Annotated in this window: 19 protein-coding genes; 4 read left to right on the plus strand and 15 right to left on the minus strand. The window is 41.2% G+C overall.

Translation table 11 applies throughout. From position 1 onward, the window contains the following. Positions 1 to 2 precede the first annotated feature (2 nt). The 15 genes from UFO1_RS21240 to rpmE form a co-directional block, all read right to left on the minus strand. On the minus strand, positions 3 to 1550 hold the full coding sequence (locus UFO1_RS21240) for a 2-isopropylmalate synthase (protein WP_038674031.1): 1548 nt from the start codon (positions 1548 to 1550) through the stop codon (positions 3 to 5). 21 nt (positions 1551 to 1571) lie between these two features. After that, on the minus strand, positions 1572 to 2564 hold the full coding sequence (ilvC, locus tag UFO1_RS21245; protein ID WP_038674034.1) for a ketol-acid reductoisomerase: 993 nt from the start codon (positions 2562 to 2564) through the stop codon (positions 1572 to 1574). A 108-nt stretch (positions 2565 to 2672) separates the two neighbouring features. Next, entirely contained in the window at positions 2673 to 3218 is a 546-nt protein-coding gene (gene ilvN, locus UFO1_RS21250) for an acetolactate synthase small subunit (protein ID WP_038674036.1), read from the minus strand. Positions 3219 to 3285: 67 nt separating this feature from the next. Then, on the minus strand, positions 3286 to 3726 hold the full coding sequence (locus UFO1_RS21255) for an ACT domain-containing protein (protein ID WP_051789045.1): 441 nt from the start codon (positions 3724 to 3726) through the stop codon (positions 3286 to 3288). A gap of 45 nt (positions 3727 to 3771) precedes the next feature. Then, a complete protein-coding gene (locus UFO1_RS21260; RefSeq protein WP_038674038.1) occupies positions 3772 to 5070 on the minus strand; it encodes a phenylacetate--CoA ligase family protein in 1299 nt (432 codons plus the stop codon). Between the two features lie 383 nt (positions 5071 to 5453). Beyond that, a complete protein-coding gene (glyA, locus tag UFO1_RS21265; protein ID WP_038674040.1) occupies positions 5454 to 6689 on the minus strand; it encodes a serine hydroxymethyltransferase in 1236 nt (411 codons plus the stop codon). Between the two features lie 22 nt (positions 6690 to 6711). Then, a complete protein-coding gene (locus tag UFO1_RS21270) occupies positions 6712 to 7254 on the minus strand; it encodes a TIGR01440 family protein (protein ID WP_038675536.1) in 543 nt (180 codons plus the stop codon). A gap of 28 nt (positions 7255 to 7282) precedes the next feature. Then, entirely contained in the window at positions 7283 to 7720 is a 438-nt protein-coding gene (gene rpiB / locus UFO1_RS21275) for a ribose 5-phosphate isomerase B (protein WP_038674041.1), read from the minus strand. Between the two features lie 50 nt (positions 7721 to 7770). Next, positions 7771 to 8262 carry a low molecular weight protein arginine phosphatase gene (locus UFO1_RS21280; RefSeq protein ID WP_038674043.1) on the minus strand — a complete coding sequence of 164 codons (492 nt, stop codon included), beginning with the start codon at positions 8260 to 8262 and terminating at the stop codon, positions 7771 to 7773. A gap of 58 nt (positions 8263 to 8320) precedes the next feature. Beyond that, positions 8321 to 8917: a manganese efflux pump gene (locus UFO1_RS21285; RefSeq protein ID WP_038674044.1), complete on the minus strand. Its 597-nt coding sequence runs from the start codon at positions 8915 to 8917 to the stop codon at positions 8321 to 8323. A 52-nt stretch (positions 8918 to 8969) separates the two neighbouring features. Further along, on the minus strand, positions 8970 to 10019 hold the full coding sequence (locus UFO1_RS21290) for an L-threonylcarbamoyladenylate synthase (protein WP_038674045.1): 1050 nt from the start codon (positions 10017 to 10019) through the stop codon (positions 8970 to 8972). Between the two features lie 16 nt (positions 10020 to 10035). Continuing rightward, positions 10036 to 10902, minus strand: coding sequence for a peptide chain release factor N(5)-glutamine methyltransferase (prmC, locus tag UFO1_RS21295; RefSeq protein ID WP_038674047.1), 867 nt, complete (start codon positions 10900 to 10902; stop codon positions 10036 to 10038). Between the two features lies 1 nt (position 10903). Beyond that, complete coding sequence (gene prfA, locus UFO1_RS21300; RefSeq protein ID WP_038674049.1) at positions 10904 to 11971, minus strand: peptide chain release factor 1; 1068 nt, start codon at positions 11969 to 11971, stop codon at positions 10904 to 10906. Between the two features lie 96 nt (positions 11972 to 12067). After that, positions 12068 to 12934 carry a DUF1385 domain-containing protein gene (locus UFO1_RS21305; protein WP_038674050.1) on the minus strand — a complete coding sequence of 289 codons (867 nt, stop codon included), beginning with the start codon at positions 12932 to 12934 and terminating at the stop codon, positions 12068 to 12070. Between the two features lie 90 nt (positions 12935 to 13024). Further along, the gene (gene rpmE, locus UFO1_RS21310) at positions 13025 to 13228 is read right to left on the minus strand and encodes a 50S ribosomal protein L31 (protein ID WP_007958807.1); all 204 of its coding nucleotides are present in this window, start codon (positions 13226 to 13228) and stop codon (positions 13025 to 13027) included. A gap of 274 nt (positions 13229 to 13502) precedes the next feature. Between rpmE and UFO1_RS21315 the strand changes: the two genes are divergently transcribed. The 4 genes from UFO1_RS21315 (at position 13503) to UFO1_RS21330 (ending at position 17345) form a co-directional block, all read left to right on the plus strand. Further along, positions 13503 to 14270, plus strand: coding sequence for a DeoR/GlpR family DNA-binding transcription regulator (locus tag UFO1_RS21315; RefSeq protein ID WP_038674053.1), 768 nt, complete (start codon positions 13503 to 13505; stop codon positions 14268 to 14270). 13 nt (positions 14271 to 14283) lie between these two features. Continuing rightward, complete coding sequence (gene pfkB, locus UFO1_RS21320; protein WP_236639274.1) at positions 14284 to 15237, plus strand: 1-phosphofructokinase; 954 nt, start codon at positions 14284 to 14286, stop codon at positions 15235 to 15237. A 6-nt stretch (positions 15238 to 15243) separates the two neighbouring features. Further along, entirely contained in the window at positions 15244 to 15690 is a 447-nt protein-coding gene (locus tag UFO1_RS21325; RefSeq protein ID WP_038674054.1) for a PTS sugar transporter subunit IIA, read from the plus strand. Positions 15691 to 15962: 272 nt separating this feature from the next. Continuing rightward, positions 15963 to 17345 carry a PTS fructose transporter subunit IIC gene (locus UFO1_RS21330; RefSeq protein ID WP_084159892.1) on the plus strand — a complete coding sequence of 461 codons (1383 nt, stop codon included), beginning with the start codon at positions 15963 to 15965 and terminating at the stop codon, positions 17343 to 17345. Positions 17346 to 17431: the final 86 nt, after the last annotated feature.

A 17431-nucleotide genomic window follows, 5' to 3' on the forward strand; every position in this document is an offset into this window, starting at 1 on the left:
AATTATTTGCTCCCAACCACCTGCTGCGCCTGAGGATAACCGCATACAGTCAAACGTTTATTAATAGCATTAATATAGGCTCTTGCACTGGCCTCGATAACATCTGTACTTAAGCCCCGCCCATTGAAGACAGAACCGTTATATTCAATCCATACCGTGGCTTCCCCTAAGGCGTCTTCACCAGCAGTAATGGCTTTTAACTGATAATCCTTCAAACCGATGGCAAACCCAGCAGCTTGTTCTATGGCTTTAAAGATGGCATCTACCGGTCCGTCTCCACAGCTTGCTTTTTCTGTAAGGCCATTACTGGTCTCTAAGCGTACAGACGCAGTTGCCACATTATCACTGCCGCCGCTTACTACTTGATGAGATACTAAACGATACCAAGCTGGCTGCATAGACGGTTTATCAATAATTAAGGCGGCGATATCCTGATCAAAGACCACTTTCTTCTTATCTGCTAAGTCTTTAAACTTGGCAAATAACACATTAATAGTTTCACTATCAAAATTATAATCCATCTGTTTTAGACGTTCTTCAAAGGCATGCCGGCCAGAATGTTTTCCTAGGACAATGGCGTTGCGACTCATACCGATGACCTCAGGAGAAATAATCTCATAGGTCAAAGCATTGCTCATAACACCGTGTTGATGAATACCTGATTCATGAGCAAAAGCATTGTCTCCTACTACAGCCTTATTGATCTGTACATCCACGCCAGTCAACGCGCTGACTTGGGTAGAAGCCCGATAAATTTGCTTAGTATCAATCCCTGTCGTTACCTTGTAATAATCACGACGGGTATAAAATGCCATAACCAATTCTTCTAAAGCAGCATTACCTGCCCGTTCTCCTAAGCCATTGATGGTACATTCTACCTGACTTGCCCCAGCCTGCACTGCTGCCAAGGAATTAGCTACGGCTAATCCCAAGTCATTATGGCAATGAACACTGATATCTACTTTATCAATACCAGGCACATGTTCTCTTAAGTAACGAATTAAAGCTCCATATTCATCAGGGGTCGTATAACCAACTGTGTCAGGCACATTAATGACAGTGGCACCTGCAGCAATTGCCTTCCCATATACCTGACAAAGGAATTGCCAGTCTGACCGAGAAGCATCCTCTGCGGAAAATTCGATGTCTTCCATAAATTGCTTGGCATAACGCACAGACTCTTCTGTCATCTCCAGCACCTTATCTCTAGACATCTTTAACTTATATTCCATATGAATATCACTGGTAGCAATAAAAGTATGAATTCGTGGCCGCTGTGCTTTTGCTAAAGACTGCACCACAGCATCGATATCTTTTTTGTTCGCCCTTGCCAAACCGGCTATCACAGGCCCCTTAATCATCTCAGCAATTTGACTAACCCCTTTAAAATCACCTGGGGAGGCGATAGGAAACCCAGCTTCAATGATATCCACTTTTAGCTTAACCAAACTTTGGGCAATTTCCAGCTTTTCATGCATATCCAAACATACGCCAGGCGTCTGCTCACCGTCACGTAGTGTGGTATCAAAAATTTTAATATTACGTTCCATACCAACACCTCTATCTTGCAATTATTTTTTCAACCAACTCATCATGCCACGCAATTCTTTACCTACTGTTTCAATTTGATGCTGCGCTTCTCTGCGTCTTGTTGCGGTGAATTCTGGGCGGTTAGCTTGATTTTCCAAAATCCAATTCTTCGCAAATACACCAGTTTGTATTTCCTTCAGAACTTTTTTCATTTCTAATTTGGTTGCATCAGTTACAATCCGGTTGCCAATCATATAATCACCATACTCAGCAGTATCACTGATTGAATAACGCATTGCTGCCATACCGCCTTCGTACATTAAGTCTACAATCAATTTCAGCTCATGCAAACATTCAAAATAAGCAACCTCAGGCTGATAACCAGCTTCCACTAATGTTTCAAAACCTGCTTTTACGAGTGCAGTAGCACCGCCGCACAGAACAGCTTGCTCACCAAATAGATCTGTTTCTGTTTCTTCTTGGAAGCTAGTTGTTAATACGCCCGCTCTCGTTCCGCCAACACCCCATGCATAAGCTAAAGATAAGGCTTCTGCTTGACCGGAAGCATCTTGATATACAGCTTTCAAGCAAGGTACTCCAGCACCTTCTTGGAATACGCGACGTACTAAATGACCAGGTCCCTTTGGCGCCACCATAAACACATCTACGTCTGCTGGTGGTGTAATTTGATTAAAGTGAATATTAAAACCATGAGCAAAGGCTAAAGCAGCACCCGGTTTCAAATTAGGGGCAATCTCTTCCTTATAAATCTTAGCTTGTTTCTCATCAGGAACTAGAATCATAACTACATCCGCAGCAGCTACTGCTCCGGCGACTTCCTTAACTTCCAAGCCATCTTTTTGTGCTTTTTCCCAAGACTTACTTCCTTTGTATAAACCAACAATTACTTTTACGCCATTATCATGTAAATTCAAAGCATGGGCATGCCCTTGGCTGCCATAGCCTATAATAGCCACCGTCTTGTTTGCAATTAATTCTACTACCGCATCTTTGTCATAATACATTTTACTCATCTTCATCATCTCTCCTAATTTTAAATATTATCGTATTTATTTTAAAAACTGCCTCTTCAGTTGCCTATGAGAGGTGGTCTTTACCGCTTTTTTGTACACTTTTTTCGATTATAATTCCCCTTGGGATGTGTCAAACAACTCGCTGACTTCACATTTTTCCTTTTCGTAAATACTACAGTCTCCCCGTTGCAGGCCAACAACACCTGCACGAATCATTTCTATGATCCCGTAAGGGGATAAGGCTGCAATTAGGGCATCTGCATTGGTTTTGCCGCTAGTGATTTCTACAATTAAAGATTGCTCAGATATATCTACGACTTTGGCTCCAAAGGATTCTGCTAACTGCAAGACTTCTAATTTCTTTTCTTTACCTGCTCGAACCTTTATCATAGCCATGTCTCTTACCACCGCAATATTGACTGGTAAAATTTCGACGGCACGTACTTCCACTAACTTTTCTAACTGCTTAACTACCTGTTTCACGATAGCATCGCTTCCCTGCATAACAGCTGTAATGCGGGAATATTCAGGTACGTGGGTAGTGCCTACTGCTAAACTTTCAATATTAAACCCACGACGTGAAAACATCCCAGCCACCCGCACCAGTACTCCAGATTGGTTTAATACCAAAATGGATATTGTATGATGCCCCACAACATTCACCTCCACTTTTGGCTATAGCCCCATGGCGTCAAATTTCTAATGTCATAACAAAAAAGAATTACCAATAAAAATCTGTTTCCTGCTCCTTCTCCCTGTGCTGACCTTCCTCATATTCTCCAAGCAATTGCTCAGCCTCTTTTAGTGCATCCACTTTTAGCACAATCCGCGCCCTCTCCGTGCCCACCACAGCAAAAGCATAAAAATATTCAATATTAATACCTGCACTACTTAGTTTTTCGATTCGGCCTAGCAAACTGCCTGGGCTATCATCTAATACCATGGTTAATACAGGTGTTACCCTTAAAGCAAATTGGGCCTTTCGTAATACTTGTTCTACTTTATCAGGCTGGTTAACAATAAAACGTAAAATTCCAAAGTCAGCTGTTTCGGCCACCGACATAGCTCTAATATTAATGTTATTTTCATGTAAGGTTGCTAATACTTCTGCCAGTGTCCCTGTGCGATTTTCTAGAAATACTGATATTTGCTGAATAATCATACGCTAGCTCTCCTTTTCGGATCGTCATAAGACTTACATGCATTCTTAGATTTGTCGATTGTCAATTACCCGTTTGGCTTTGCCTTCACTTCGTTCTAACGTTTTGGCAGCTACTAAGCGTACCTTAGCCGTTATTTTTAAGACACTCGCTAACTCTGTCTGAATCTTTCGTTCCAACATTTCTAAACGGCGCACTTCATCAGAAAACATAGCTTCGGAAATTTCCACCATGACAGTCAAGGTATCCAGATGCCCTTGGCGATCAACAATCAGCTGATAATGGGGTGAGGTTTCCCCTAAACCAAGCAAGACACTCTCAATCTGAGATGGGAACACGTTAACTCCACGAATAATTAGCATATCATCACTACGACCCATTACTTTACTCATACGCACAAGAGTGCGTCCACAGCCACAAGGGCTACGATCTAGCACCGTTAAATCCCGGGTCCGATAACGAATCATCGGCATGCCTTCCTTGCTAATAGTAGTCAGTACCAATTCGCCTTTTTGCCCGTCTGCCAGGACCTCTCCCGTCAGGGGATCAATAATCTCTGGATAAAAATGATCTTCATTAATATGCAGCCCCTGCTGCTCGGAACATTCACAGGCAACACCCGGTCCAATAATTTCACTCAATCCATAAATATCGGTAGCCCTAATATTAAGGCTTGTTTCAATTTGACTTCGCATCTTATCTGACCAAGGTTCAGCTCCTAATATCCCAACCTTTAGCGCTGTACTTTTCGGATCAATTCCCATCTCATTCATAGTTTCGGCCAGGTGCAGGGCATAGGAAGGAGTGCAAGCCAATGCGGTTGTGCCAAAATCTTTCATTAGAGAAATCTGCCTAGCCGTGTTTCCACTTGATACAGGAATGACAGAAGCTCCTACTAATTCTGCTCCATAATGTAAACCCAAGCCACCTGTAAATAAGCCATAGCCATAGGAGATTTGCACAAAAGATTGTTTACTAACACCTGCTGCTGTTAGTGACCTAGCCATGACTTCTGACCACATGCCTAAATCTCTTTTTGTATAACCAACAACCGTAGCTTTACCTGTCGTACCACTAGAGGCGTGAATACGAACAATTTCACTAGGTGGTACCGCGAATAATCCATAAGGATAATTATCTCGCATATCTTGTTTCGTCATAAACGGTAACTTGCTAATATCCGCCAGTGTTGCTATATCTTGAGGCAATAAGCCTTCTTGCTGCATAAGAGCTCGATAAAATGGTACTTTTTGATACATATGTTCTACTACATCGCGTAATCTTCTGGCCTGCAATTGTTGCATTTGGTCATGTTCCATGGTTTCAATGGTCTTATTCCAATACATACAAGTCCCCCTTTGACAAACATTCTCGTTTTTAAAGAATTCAATCACTATAATGACCGCTACAGAAAAACAAAACTGTTTTTTGTAGCTACATGATGTAACATTTTAAGCCATTATACCAGTCATCACAGAGAAAAAGCAAGAATATTTTACTGTTTTACGGTAAGAAAAATAATACAAAATACGACGATAATGTTTTGAATCCTTCCCAGAGTAGGTAACATTGAGAAAACATGCTTGCAGCACAAAAGTATGTACAACGCATTAAAAACTATAAAAAGGCAAACAATGAATACATAGAGAGAAAAGAATCATAAATAAATAGAAAAAGATCGACTCCGAATAAATCGGAATCGATCTTAGTTTTGTTTTATATGTATTCCTTATGCGTACAATGGATATTTTTTGCACAGATCGGCAATCATGGTAGCAGCCTTGGTTTTTACTGCATCATCTGCTGAATTCTTCAGTACCATAGCAATAATCTCAGCTACAATATCCATATCTGCTTCTTTCATACCGCGAGAAGTAATCGCTGCTGTACCAATACGAATGCCACTGGTAATAAAAGGGCTAGTAGGATCATAAGGAATGGCGTTTTTATTCACAGTAACACCCACCGCATCTAGCACCTTCTCTGCATCTTTGCCTGTCATATTCTGCGGACGCAAATCAACCAGCAACAAGTGATTATCAGTGCCGCCAGAAACCAAAGTGAACCCAGCCTTTGACAAACCTGCTGCTAAGGCTGCTGCATTTTTCACAATTTGCTGTTGGTACATTTTAAACTCATCTGTTAACGCTTCTTTGAAAGAAACGGCTTTTGCAGCAATAACATGCATTAATGGCCCGCCTTGCATGCCAGGAAATACGGATTTATCAACTTTTGCTGCTAACTCTGCTTTGCACATAATTACGCCGCCACGTGGTCCGCGCAAAGTTTTATGCGTTGTTGTAGTTACAATATCAGCATGTCCGATAGGACTAGGATGTAGTCCTGCTGCTACTAAACCAGCAATATGCGCCATATCCACCATAAATAAGGCTCCTACTTCGCGAGCAATTTGACCCATACGTTCAAAATCAATAATTCGAGAATAAGCACTTGCACCTGCAACAATCATTTTGGGGCGATGCTTGGCAGCTAGTTCGGCAACTTCATCATAATTTATACGATGGGTTACCTCATCTACACCATAGGGTACAATATTAAAGCATTTACCTGAGATATTAACAGGGCTGCCGTGAGTCAAATGTCCGCCATGGGCTAAATTCATCCCCAAGATCGTATCACCCGGCTGTAAAAAAGCAAAATATACTGCCGTATTTGCTTGGGCACCAGAATGAGGCTGTACATTGGCATGTTCTGCACCAAAAAGTTGTTTCACCCTATCAATCGCTAGCTGTTCTACAACATCTACATGTTCACAACCACCATAGTAACGTTTTCCTGGATAGCCTTCCGCATATTTATTTGTCAACACGGATCCTTGGGCTTCCATAACCGCCTTACTCACAAAATTCTCAGAAGCAATTAGTTCCAACTTATTTTGCTGCCGATGCAATTCTAAATCAATGGCTTTTGCAATTTCCGGATCAAAACTTGATAGCATACTCATGTTTATTCCCCCATATTTATAATTACTCATAAACAGCCCGTGAACCGCCAATTAACTTAGGACGGGTTCGAGCTGCCGTAACAAACGCATGTCCAATATGTTTCCGGGATAACCGTACAGGTATGGCTACGGCTTTTAAATGCATACCAATTAAGGTACTCCCAATATCAATCCCCGCATGGGCCTTAATATTTTCTACTACAACAGGGTTTTCAAAAACCCTCATCGCCTCAGATGCTAAGGCTCCGCCCGCCTTTGGAACAGGGATTACCATGACAGGTTCTAAACCATAGCGTTCACTGACTTCTGCTGTTATTACTAGTCCGCGATTTAAATGTTCACAGCACTGTATTGCAAGGCACACTCCAAACGGAGCACATGCCTCCAATAAGCCGCCTAAAATAGCCTTAGCTACTTCGGAAGAGCCAGAAGAACCGATTCTTTCACCAATTACTTCACTTGTACTACAACCTACTACTAGAATTTGCCCTGGAGCAAGTTTTGCGATTCCTAACAATTCGGTAGCAGCCTCTATCGTCTGTGTTTTAATTGCGTCCAGTTCTATCACTGTACTAACCTCCACCAGATCATCTTTATATTTCTAATGCAGAGATTTTTTCAACTCGCTTCGCGTGGCGACCGCCAAGAAACTCCGTATTAAGCCAAGTAGAAACAATCATTCGAGCCAAACCTGGGCCAATGACTCTTTCCCCCATAGTTAAAACATTGGTATCATTGTGTTCTCTCGTCATTTGGGCTGAAAACACATCGTGACAAAGAGCAGCTCGAATGCCTTTTACTTTATTGGCAGCAATACTTATACCAATACCGGTACCACAAATCAAAATGCCTCTCGTATACTCGCCACTAACTACAACATCACAAACTTTTTTTGCGATATCTGGATAATCAACTGCCTCTGCAGAATAAGTCCCAAAATCTTGAAACTCGATGTTTGCTTCTGTCAACAAACTCTTAATCTCTTCTTTCAACCGAAAACCGCCATGGTCACTACCTATCGCTACTAACATTATAAACCTCCAACCTCTTTACAATAAGGTAGCGTGTCTTAAAACACGCTCTATTCGTCATTTTTCTCTATGCAATCCTTTTTTCCTGCAAGGGTCACTATTTTCTTCCAAGACTTTTCTAAATTTTTTTCTATTTGCTCTGCACACATCTCATAAACAGCAACATTCTCCCCATAAGGATCCATAATATCTCTATCCTCTCCGGCAAACTCTGCCAAGGTATAGACCTTATCTATCGCCTCAGGCATAATTCCAAGCACCGCCGCCTTATGACTCGCTGTCATGGTTAAGAGTAAATCAGCAGATTGGATATCCCCAGGGAGAAGGCGATGAGAACGATGACTTAGCATATTGATACCACGCCGCCCCATAGCCATTTGAGCTCCCATAGAGGCGCCACCCTCACCCCATACAGCAACACCAGCAGATGACACAACAATTTGATCCGTTAAGTAATGTTTCTCTATTTTGCCCCTAAGCAATACTTCAGCCATGGGACTACGACAGGTATTGCCCGTGCAAACAATTAAAATTTGCAGCATATTGATCTTTCAACTGCCCTTCTCCATTTAATATTATATCTCATCCGTTACATTTTTATCATATCACTGTCCACAGCACGTGTAATCCTAGCAAAATAAGAATCATTCCGCCTAGAAGCTCTACTCTGCCGCCAATACATCGCCCCACCTTACGGCCCAAGCCTAAGCCCATTAAGGCAATAATAAAGATTACACTCCCTAAAATGACGCTTAATTTCAGCAAATCTACATCCATCATACCCATGCTGAAACCGGCGGCAAATGCATCAATACTCACACTTGTTGCCAATACAATAAGAGAAAAACCCTGCAAGGGGTGTACCTTATTTTTATTTGGAACAGTATCCGCCAGATTTTCCTTAATCATATATATGCCCAACCCAGTTAAAACCAATGCTCCTAAGATACTAGCCCAATTTTCCATTGCAATAAATGAATATTGGCTATGATATGTACCTACCCGCTCCACTACTGCTCCCAAGAAGTGCCCAATATAGTAACCTAGCAATATAAGTACAATGTGAAACAAAGCAAATACAACTGCCGCCCGGAAAACAATCTTACGCCGCATTCGATTCATACCGATAGGAACCGCCACTGAGAACAAATCTGTTCCCAATGCTGCACTTAGCACCAGGATCTCTAAACTACTCACCCAACCCCACCTCCACTTAGAGTATATATATGTGGAGTGCATGGGGGATATGTTATCCGTTCACGATACGATAACCACTTGCTTTGCGAAGACGATTCATAATCGCCAGTCCAAGCCCATCTTCTGGAATACCTTCGGTATAAATTATATCTACAGGATTATCATCGTAACTTCGCAATGCCTTATATAAATTGGCAGCAATTTCATCAATTCTCTTACGACTACCATAAACAAAAGCTACTACTTCTTTCGGCAGCCTAGCTGCTGTTTCTGTTGAAACCACGGCACCTACTTTTTTACCTTCTGCCAGCGCTGTGTTTATTTCCTGCAACAGAAGATCTGCCAAATGAGGGTAGGCACCTTCAAATAAAACCATAGGTGCATCTGGAGCGTAATGACTATATTTCATTCCAGGAGACTTAGGTGCAAGTTCAAAACTACCGGCAAGGGTTGGATCAATTTCCACTTCCCCTACTGTTGCCATTAGCATTTCTAAGGTAATCCCCCCCGGTCTTAACAAGGTTGGTACGGGCGTAGTACAATCCACAACAGTTGATTCTACACCAATTTGGCAATTACCAGCATCCACAACAGCATGTATCTTCCCCTCAAGGTCATCCAATACAGCCTGGGCACTCGTTGGACTAGGTCGTCCCGAGGTATTCGCACTAGGTGCTGCAATGGGCGTATCCGCCAGGGAAATAAGCTGCCTAGCAACTATGGAGTCCGGCAAACGAATTGCTACCGTCTCTAGCCCCCCTGTAATAATATCAGGCACGATAGCCTTACGCCGCAATACAACGGTTAGAGGTCCAGGCCAAAAAGCCTCCATCAATACTTTCGCATTTGTTGAAATATGCGCAGCCAATTGATCAACATCCTCACGATTGGCAATATGTAAAATCAAAGGATTATCAGAAGGCCTACCCTTAGCTGAAAAAATTCCAGCTGCAGCTTTTTCATCAAGTCCATTAGCCCCTAGTCCGTAGACAGTTTCCGTAGGAAAGGCCACTAGCTTGCCTTGTTTTAAAAGTTCTGCTGCCTTAGATAACACCGCCTTATCAGGATTTTCTTTATCCACAATAAAATATTCAGTATGCATAACTAAAAACCTACCTTTACAGTCCTTCTATCACCACAACCCGCTCAATGCCACCGTAGTCTTTTATAATTTCGCTTAGTTTAAAATCCCCGCTTTTTTCTGCCATATTAGCTACAAGCTGAGCTTGCCCAATACCGACTTCCATTACAATAAAGCCACCAGTTACTAAATATTTTCTACCTTCTTTTATAATACGACGATAAAAATCTAGCCCATCTTGACCGCCATCTAAGGCTAAGTTAGGTTCTTGCCGTACTTCAGGGGTAAGCCCCCGAATATCTGCTTCAGGAATATAAGGAGGATTGGACAAAATAGCAGTAAACTGTTGTCCTTCTACAGGAGCAAACAAATCGCCCTGGCAAAACGTAAGTCTCTCATGTACTTGATGCTTCATTGCATTTTTTTTTGCCACATCGAGAGCCGCTGCTGAAATATCAACGGTCACACCACTTGCTGTAGGTAAGTTTGCGAGCATACTTACACAAATAGCTCCACTCCCTGTACCAATATCCAAAATATAAGGGTTTCCTAACATAGAAAGACGTTTCAAAGCCGCTTCTACCAGTATTTCCGTATCTGGTCTAGGAATGAGGACAGCGGGTGTAACCTCAAAATCTAAGCCCATAAATTCTTTTACCCCAATAATATAAGCGACTGGTAAACGAGCAGCTCTTTTTTTAACAGCCACACGAAAAGCTGCTAACTCCTTTTCTTCTAAGGGTTGATCAAAATGAACATATAAATAAAGTCTTTCTTTATCTAGAATATGGGAAAGCAGTACTTCCGCATCAAGGCGCGGATTTTCCACGCCTTTGTCTAAGAAGTACTGCCTTGTCCAGTTTAAAATTGTCTGAATGGTCCAAATTTCTTTCTTATTTTCCATATCATTCACCTTGCTGCATACGTTCACTTTGGGCTGTGGCAATCAAAGCATTAATCACTTCGTCAAGGTCACCATTAAGAACAAAATCCAATTTATGCAATGTCAAGCCAATCCGATGATCTGTCACCCTGCCTTGAGGAAAATTATAAGTGCGAATCCGTTCACTGCGATCCCCTGTACCTACCTGGCTCTTACGGGTTTCTGCCATTTCCGCGTTATGTTCTGCCTCCGCTTTCTCTAGCACCTTAGCTCTGAGTACACGCATTGCCTTATCCTTATTCTTTAGCTGAGACTTTTCATCCTGACACTGAACAACTATGCCTGTCGGCAAATGAACAATTCTAACTGCTGACTCTGTTTTATTAACATGCTGACCACCAGCACCGCTGGCACAGTAGGTATCAATTCGAAGATCATTTTGATGAATTACTACATCTACTTCCTCAGCTTCAGGCAATACAGCCACTGTGACAGTAGAGGTATGAATACGCCCACTTGATTCTGTGGTTGGAACACGTTGTACACGGTGTACGCCACTTTCATATTTCAATCGACTATAGGCACCATCACCGTGAATTTCAAAGACTACTTCCTTAAAGCCACCTAAATCCGGTGCATTGGCATCCAATAATTCGGTACGCCAACCTTGATTTTCAGCATAGCGAGTATACATACGAAACAAATCCCCAGCAAATAGGGCAGCTTCGTCGCCACCAGCTCCGCCACGAATTTCTACAATTACACTTTTATCATCATTAGGGTCTTTGGGTAATAACAAAATGCGCAATTCTTCATTCAGTACTTCATTTTTTGCTTTTAGTTCCGCAAGCTCTGCTGACACCATCTGCCGGAAATCATTATCCAATTTATCGTTGAGCATTTCAAGGGCATCTGCTATTCCTTGTTGTACTTCTTTATACTCCCGAAATTTTTCTACGATAGGTGTCATTTTAGAATGAGTCTTGGTAAGTTTTTGCCACTCTTCCATATTAGCCATTACCGAAGGGTCGCTAATTAAGTTTTCCAATTCAAGATGCTTATCTTCAATGGCCTGCAATTTATCCCGCATGGTCATTCTCCTCTAAATCTATTTTGTATCAGAAGCACAAAGAACATACAATACTTTGTTTTTGAACAAATTTGTGTTCTTTGTGCTTACGGATAGCTATACTTCTTCTACTGGTCGAACTGCTTCTAATGCTTTAATAGCCACTTCCAGTTGATCATCACTTGGTTCTCTTGTGGTTAATTTCTGCAATAATAAACCTGGCATAATTGCAACCCGTACCCATGCAGCTTCACTTTTTCCTGCAAAACGAATGATTTCATAAGCAAGACCTGCTACTACTGGCATCAGTATAATACGAGAAACAATGCGGATCCATAACTCTGGCCAGCCTAGAAAAGCGAACATAATAATACTTACAATCATTACAATCAGCAAAAAGTTGGTACCGCATCTAGGATGCAGCGTGGTATATGTCCGCACATGTTCAACATCTAAGGGAACTCCGGCTTCATATGCATGAATTGTTTTATGTTCAGCTCCGTGATATTCAAATACTCGCCTAATATCCTTCATCCTAGAAATCGCCGTAATATATACTAGGAAGATCGATAGCCTCAATACGCCTTCCATAAGGTTTAACAATCTTGGATCAGTAATTGCACTATGAATATATTTTGCCGCATAGGTAGGGATAATTACAAATAACACAATGGCTAAACCAAGAGAAAAAATCATGGTTAGCGCAATTTCCTTATTTGATAATTCTTCCCCTTCTTCACCAGCCGCTTGGGCTGAAAAAGATAATGCTTTGAGACCTTGTACTAAAGACTCAACCAAGGCAACGACGCCTCTTAGCATCGGTTTTTTCAAAATGGGATACCGGTCATTAACAGGTGTAAAAGGTTCCTTTTTGATGATGATCTCACCTGAAGGCTCCCTGACGGCAGTTGCAATCATGCCAGGACCACGCATCATTACACCCTCAATGACTGCTTGCCCACCAATACTTACTTTCGGTTTCATGGTATCCCTCCTTTATTTTATAAGAAAAGGGCTTATATCTTTGCTACAGATATAAATGTAGCAGAGCATTTCTGCTCTGCTACCCCGTTTTTAGGCCTGTTGACCGTAACGTTTATTGAATTTCTCAATACGTCCACCGGCAGTTATATTACGTTGCTGACCAGTAAAGAACGGATGGCATTTTGAGCACACATCAATACGTAATTCTTTCTTAATAGAACCAGTTACAAAAGTGTTGCCACAACCACACATTACTTTTGATTCACCATAATTAGGATGAATTTTATCTTTCATTTATTGCACCTCACTTTAAAGCCGCTTACTTGCTTTTCACCACATTATTATAGCATACCAGCTTATGCTAAGCAATATTGTTTTTTCTTTATAAATTATAAATATTTGTAAATTATAAAAAAACTATTAAATGATAAAACCCAACTAACTTTAGGTATTTTGAATATTTTTTTGATCGTTTGTGATTGACTTTCTTGCCACATCCTCTTATAATGATCACAAATGAACATTTACTGATTAAACTGAAAACACAGTTTTCTTTAGGAGGGCATATATGTTTGCTGAAGAACGGCGTAATAAGATTATACAATTTATAAATGCAGGCCAGCCTGTTAAGGTAATTGAGCTTAGTTCTTTATTCACAGTATCAGAAGCTACCATACGCCGCGACTTGCAAGAACTTGAAAATTTAGGTCTTGTTCAGCGGACACATGGAGGTGCTGTTTCTGTCCAATTAGGTTCTGAACTCAGCTTTCAAGATCGCGAAGTATTCCTTTTAAACGAAAAAAGAGACATTGCCGCTACAGCTGCCAGCATGGTTAATGACGGTGAAACCATTCTATTAGATGCGGGTACAACCACCCGTGAAATTGCTCGGGCATTATGCGGCAGGAAGTTAACTGTTGTCACTAACAGCATGGATGTTGCTTTCGTTTTTGCCGAGGAACCAGATATTGAGGTACTTTTATTAGGCGGTACATGGAGAAAATCCATTAATTCTCTCGTAGGCCCGCTAACGAATGCGATGCTTAAACTTTTCTGCTTTGATAAAGTTTTTCTTGCTGCTAACGCCATTGACTGCACTTTAGGCGCAACTACTCACCATCTAGCAGAGGCTGAAACTAAGAGAGCTATGCTCCAAGCTGGTAAAACTACTATATTAGTAGCTGATCATTCCAAGTTTGATAAGAAAACCTTTACCCAAATCTGCAGTTTAGATGAATTATCTATGATTATCACTGACAATGGCATGAATAAGGACACTCTGGATATTATAAATAACTACACCCAGGTTGTTATCGCTGAATCCACTACATTATAAAGGAGTGAATGTTTTGAATCAAAATACTATAACACCTATCGTTACTATCACTTTTAATCCCGCTCTCGACCGTACATTGCACTTACAAAACTTCACTTTGGGAGAAGTCAATCGAGTCGATAACGAACGTACCGATCCCGGCGGTAAAGGAATCAATGTGGCCAAAGTGATAAAAGCTCTCGATTATCCAGTACTTGTCACAGGATTCTTAGGCAAGAAAAATGCTTGTTCTTTTCAGGAGTATTTTGATCAAGAAAATATACACAACCATTTTGTGGAAGTAAAGGGAGAAAATCGTGTAAACATTAAAATTGTTAATGCTACAACTGATGTAGTCAGCGAATTAAATTTCCCTGGTATTTCACCAACAATAGCAGATTTAGATAATTTACAAACTACGCTACGTCAACTTGCTACCAAACATAAATGGTTCGTATTATCCGGCAGTTTGCCACCCACAATGCCAACTGATACCTATGCCACCTTTATTGAGATTTTACATCAATATGATTGCAAAGTAATCTTAGATACTAGTGGACCAGCATTAGTTGCCGGCATTGCCGCCCGACCATTCGCAGTTAAGCCAAATTTACCAGAACTTAGCCAATTAATGAATTCGCCCATGGATTCAGATGAGCAAATTCTTGGCGCCATACAATATCTACTAAACCAAGGCATCGCTAAAGTAGCCATTTCCCTTGGCGAAAAAGGTTCTTTAGTCGCTGACTGCAATCAAATCTTAAGAGCTATAGCCCCTAATGTACCTGTTAGTAGTACAGTTGGAGCAGGTGACGCTTTTGTAGCTGGTTTTAGTGTAGGGCAAGCGCGTAACCTATCCCTTACTGATAGCATCCAACTAGCATCAGCCGCTGCAGGTGCAGCCGTTACGCTCCCCGGTACACAAGCTGCTTCTTTGACAGACGTTAATAAACTATTAAACCAAATTGAAATACAAAAGTGGAGGTAATTTAAAATGAATATTCAAGATTTATTATCAGCAACAAGAGTGAAATTCAACCTAGAGGCCAGTAACAAAGAAGACGTTATTAATGAGTTGATTGAAATTCTCCATGCCGATGGCAAACTTACGGACAAAGCTAAGTATAAAGAGGCAGTCTTACGCCGCGAGAAAGAATTTTCTACAGGAATCGGTATGGGCATTGCAATTCCTCACGCTAAAGATAGTAGCGTTAAGGAGGCCGCTCTGACTTTTGGGATATCAAGAACTGGCATTGATTATGAAGCACTAGACGGAACTGCTGCTCATTTATTTTTTCTGATTGCCGTTCCTGCAGATTCTAATGATGTCCATCTTAAAGTGTTATCCTATATTTCCCGCAAGCTCATGCATCAAGAAGTAAGAGATAAATTACTATCCGCTGCAACCTACGAAGATGTATTAGCAGCGTTTGAAGCGTAAGACAAACAACGAAGCTTTTTGAGTTGCAAAGGCTGGAGGACACTTTAGATTACTTTTTATCCGATGATTAAACCGCTCTAAGACTCCCTTCTTTTATAAGTGGGAGTTAAGAGCGGCTAAGTCCCTGGATAAGAAGGGCTAAGATTCAGATGGAGTTAAAACTCCTCTGAATCAAGTCTTCTTTATATCTATTGATCGTAATAGTCTTTGCAATTCATAAAACATACCCTTTCTGTATTACAGAAAAGCAAAATTAGAGGAGGGTTTTTATCATGAAATTATTAGCAATTACGTCATGTCCTGCCGGGATCGCCCATACCTATATGGCAGCTGAATCCTTGCAAATGAATGCCAAAGCAATGGGAATTGAAATGAAAGTGGAGACCAGAGGTTCTGTAGGTGTTGAAAATGAAATCACTCCCGAAGATATCAAAGGCGCCCATGCTATTATTATTGCTGCTGATACGCAAGTCGATAGAGAACGTTTTCGTTCGATTCCTATTATTGATGCGTCTGTACAAGAAGCTATAAAGGACCCCAAGGGATTAATCGAAAAAGCCACTAATGCTAAAAAAACAACAGACTTTATTGAAGCAGTAGAAACTTCCAAAGAAGCACAAAAAAGCAAAAGAAGTGGCCCCTACAAACATCTTATGAATGGCGTATCCTATATGATCCCGCTAGTAGCTGCTGGAGGTTTAATTATTGCCCTTTCCTTTGTTTTTGGCATTGAAGCCTTTAAAGAAAAGGGAACCTTAGCGGCTGCCTTAATGGATATTGGTGGTGGTTCTGCCTTCGCCCTTATGGTCCCCTTACTTGCCGGTTTTATTGCTCATTCTATTGCTGACCGCCCTGGTTTAGTTCCTGGCCTAGTTGGTGGTATGTTAGCTGCAAAGATTGGTTCTGGATTCCTTGGTGGTATTATTGCCGGTTTCCTTGCTGGTTATATTGCCTTATGGATCAAGACTTATGTGAAATTACCTAGAAATCTAGAAGGTTTAAAACCCGTACTTATTATTCCTTTCTTTTCCACCTTGCTCATTGGTCTTTTAATGATTTATGTTATTGGAACACCTGTAAAAGCGATTATGGATGCTATGACTGAAACATTAAAAGGTATGACTTCCGCTAATGCAGGTTTCTTAGGACTTATCCTTGGTGCTATGATGGCTTTTGACATGGGCGGTCCGATCAATAAGGCTGCTTATACCTTCGGCGTTGGATTATTAGGTAGTAATGTTTTTGAACCAATGGCAGCGATCATGGCTGCAGGCATGACCCCACCTCTAGGTTTAGCACTTGCTACATTCCTAGCCAAAAACAAGTTTACCCCTGAAGAACGAGAAGCTGGTAAAGCTGCTTCTGTAATGGGTATTTCTTTTATTACTGAAGGCGCTATACCATTTGCCGCTGCCGATCCACTCCGTGTTATTCCCTCTATTGTAATCGGTTCAGCGATTACTGGCGCATTGTCAATGATATTTAATTGTGCTTTAAGAGCTCCTCATGGCGGCATTTTTGTTTTGCTGATTCCAAATGCGGTAAGCAATGTAGGTATGTATGTTGTGTCCATCGCCATCGGAACTGCTATCACTGCATTCCTGGTTACTATTCTTAAAAAAAGTGAAGCAACAACGAATACAGCAAAAGGATAATGTTTATAAGAAAAGACTTGGCTTGTGCCAAGTCCTCGGACGCAGGCAGAAGCCTTAGTCGTTCTTACTTGGAATCAAGAAAGTGT

It is taken from the genome of Pelosinus sp. UFO1, assembly GCF_000725345.1.
Lineage (GTDB): Bacteria > Bacillota > Negativicutes > DSM-13327 > DSM-13327 > Pelosinus.

Bases quoted from the DNA above. Each gene is read 5' to 3' on its own strand.
- UFO1_RS21240 (WP_038674031.1), bottom strand. From the start codon at position 1,550: ATGGAACGTAATATTAAAATTTTTGATACCACACTACGTGACGGTGAG.
- ilvC (WP_038674034.1), bottom strand. From the start codon at position 2,564: ATGAGTAAAATGTATTATGACAAAGATGCGGTAGTAGAATTAATTGCA.
- UFO1_RS21255 (WP_051789045.1), bottom strand. From the start codon at position 3,726: ATGATTATTCAGCAAATATCAGTATTTCTAGAAAATCGCACAGGGACA.
- UFO1_RS21260 (WP_038674038.1), bottom strand. From the start codon at position 5,070: ATGTATTGGAATAAGACCATTGAAACCATGGAACATGACCAAATGCAA.
- glyA (WP_038674040.1), bottom strand. From the start codon at position 6,689: ATGAGTATGCTATCAAGTTTTGATCCGGAAATTGCAAAAGCCATTGAT.
- rpiB (WP_038674041.1), bottom strand. From the start codon at position 7,720: ATGTTAGTAGCGATAGGTAGTGACCATGGCGGTTTTCGGTTGAAAGAA.
- UFO1_RS21280 (WP_038674043.1), bottom strand. From the start codon at position 8,262: ATGCTGCAAATTTTAATTGTTTGCACGGGCAATACCTGTCGTAGTCCC.
- UFO1_RS21290 (WP_038674045.1), bottom strand. From the start codon at position 10,019: ATGCATACTGAATATTTTATTGTGGATAAAGAAAATCCTGATAAGGCG.
- prmC (WP_038674047.1), bottom strand. From the start codon at position 10,902: ATGGAAAATAAGAAAGAAATTTGGACCATTCAGACAATTTTAAACTGG.
- prfA (WP_038674049.1), bottom strand. From the start codon at position 11,971: ATGCGGGATAAATTGCAGGCCATTGAAGATAAGCATCTTGAATTGGAA.
- UFO1_RS21305 (WP_038674050.1), bottom strand. From the start codon at position 12,934: ATGAAACCGAAAGTAAGTATTGGTGGGCAAGCAGTCATTGAGGGTGTA.
- rpmE (WP_007958807.1), bottom strand. From the start codon at position 13,228: ATGAAAGATAAAATTCATCCTAATTATGGTGAATCAAAAGTAATGTGT.
- UFO1_RS21315 (WP_038674053.1), top strand. From the start codon at position 13,503: ATGTTTGCTGAAGAACGGCGTAATAAGATTATACAATTTATAAATGCA.
- UFO1_RS21325 (WP_038674054.1), top strand. From the start codon at position 15,244: ATGAATATTCAAGATTTATTATCAGCAACAAGAGTGAAATTCAACCTA.
- UFO1_RS21330 (WP_084159892.1), top strand. From the start codon at position 15,963: ATGAAATTATTAGCAATTACGTCATGTCCTGCCGGGATCGCCCATACC.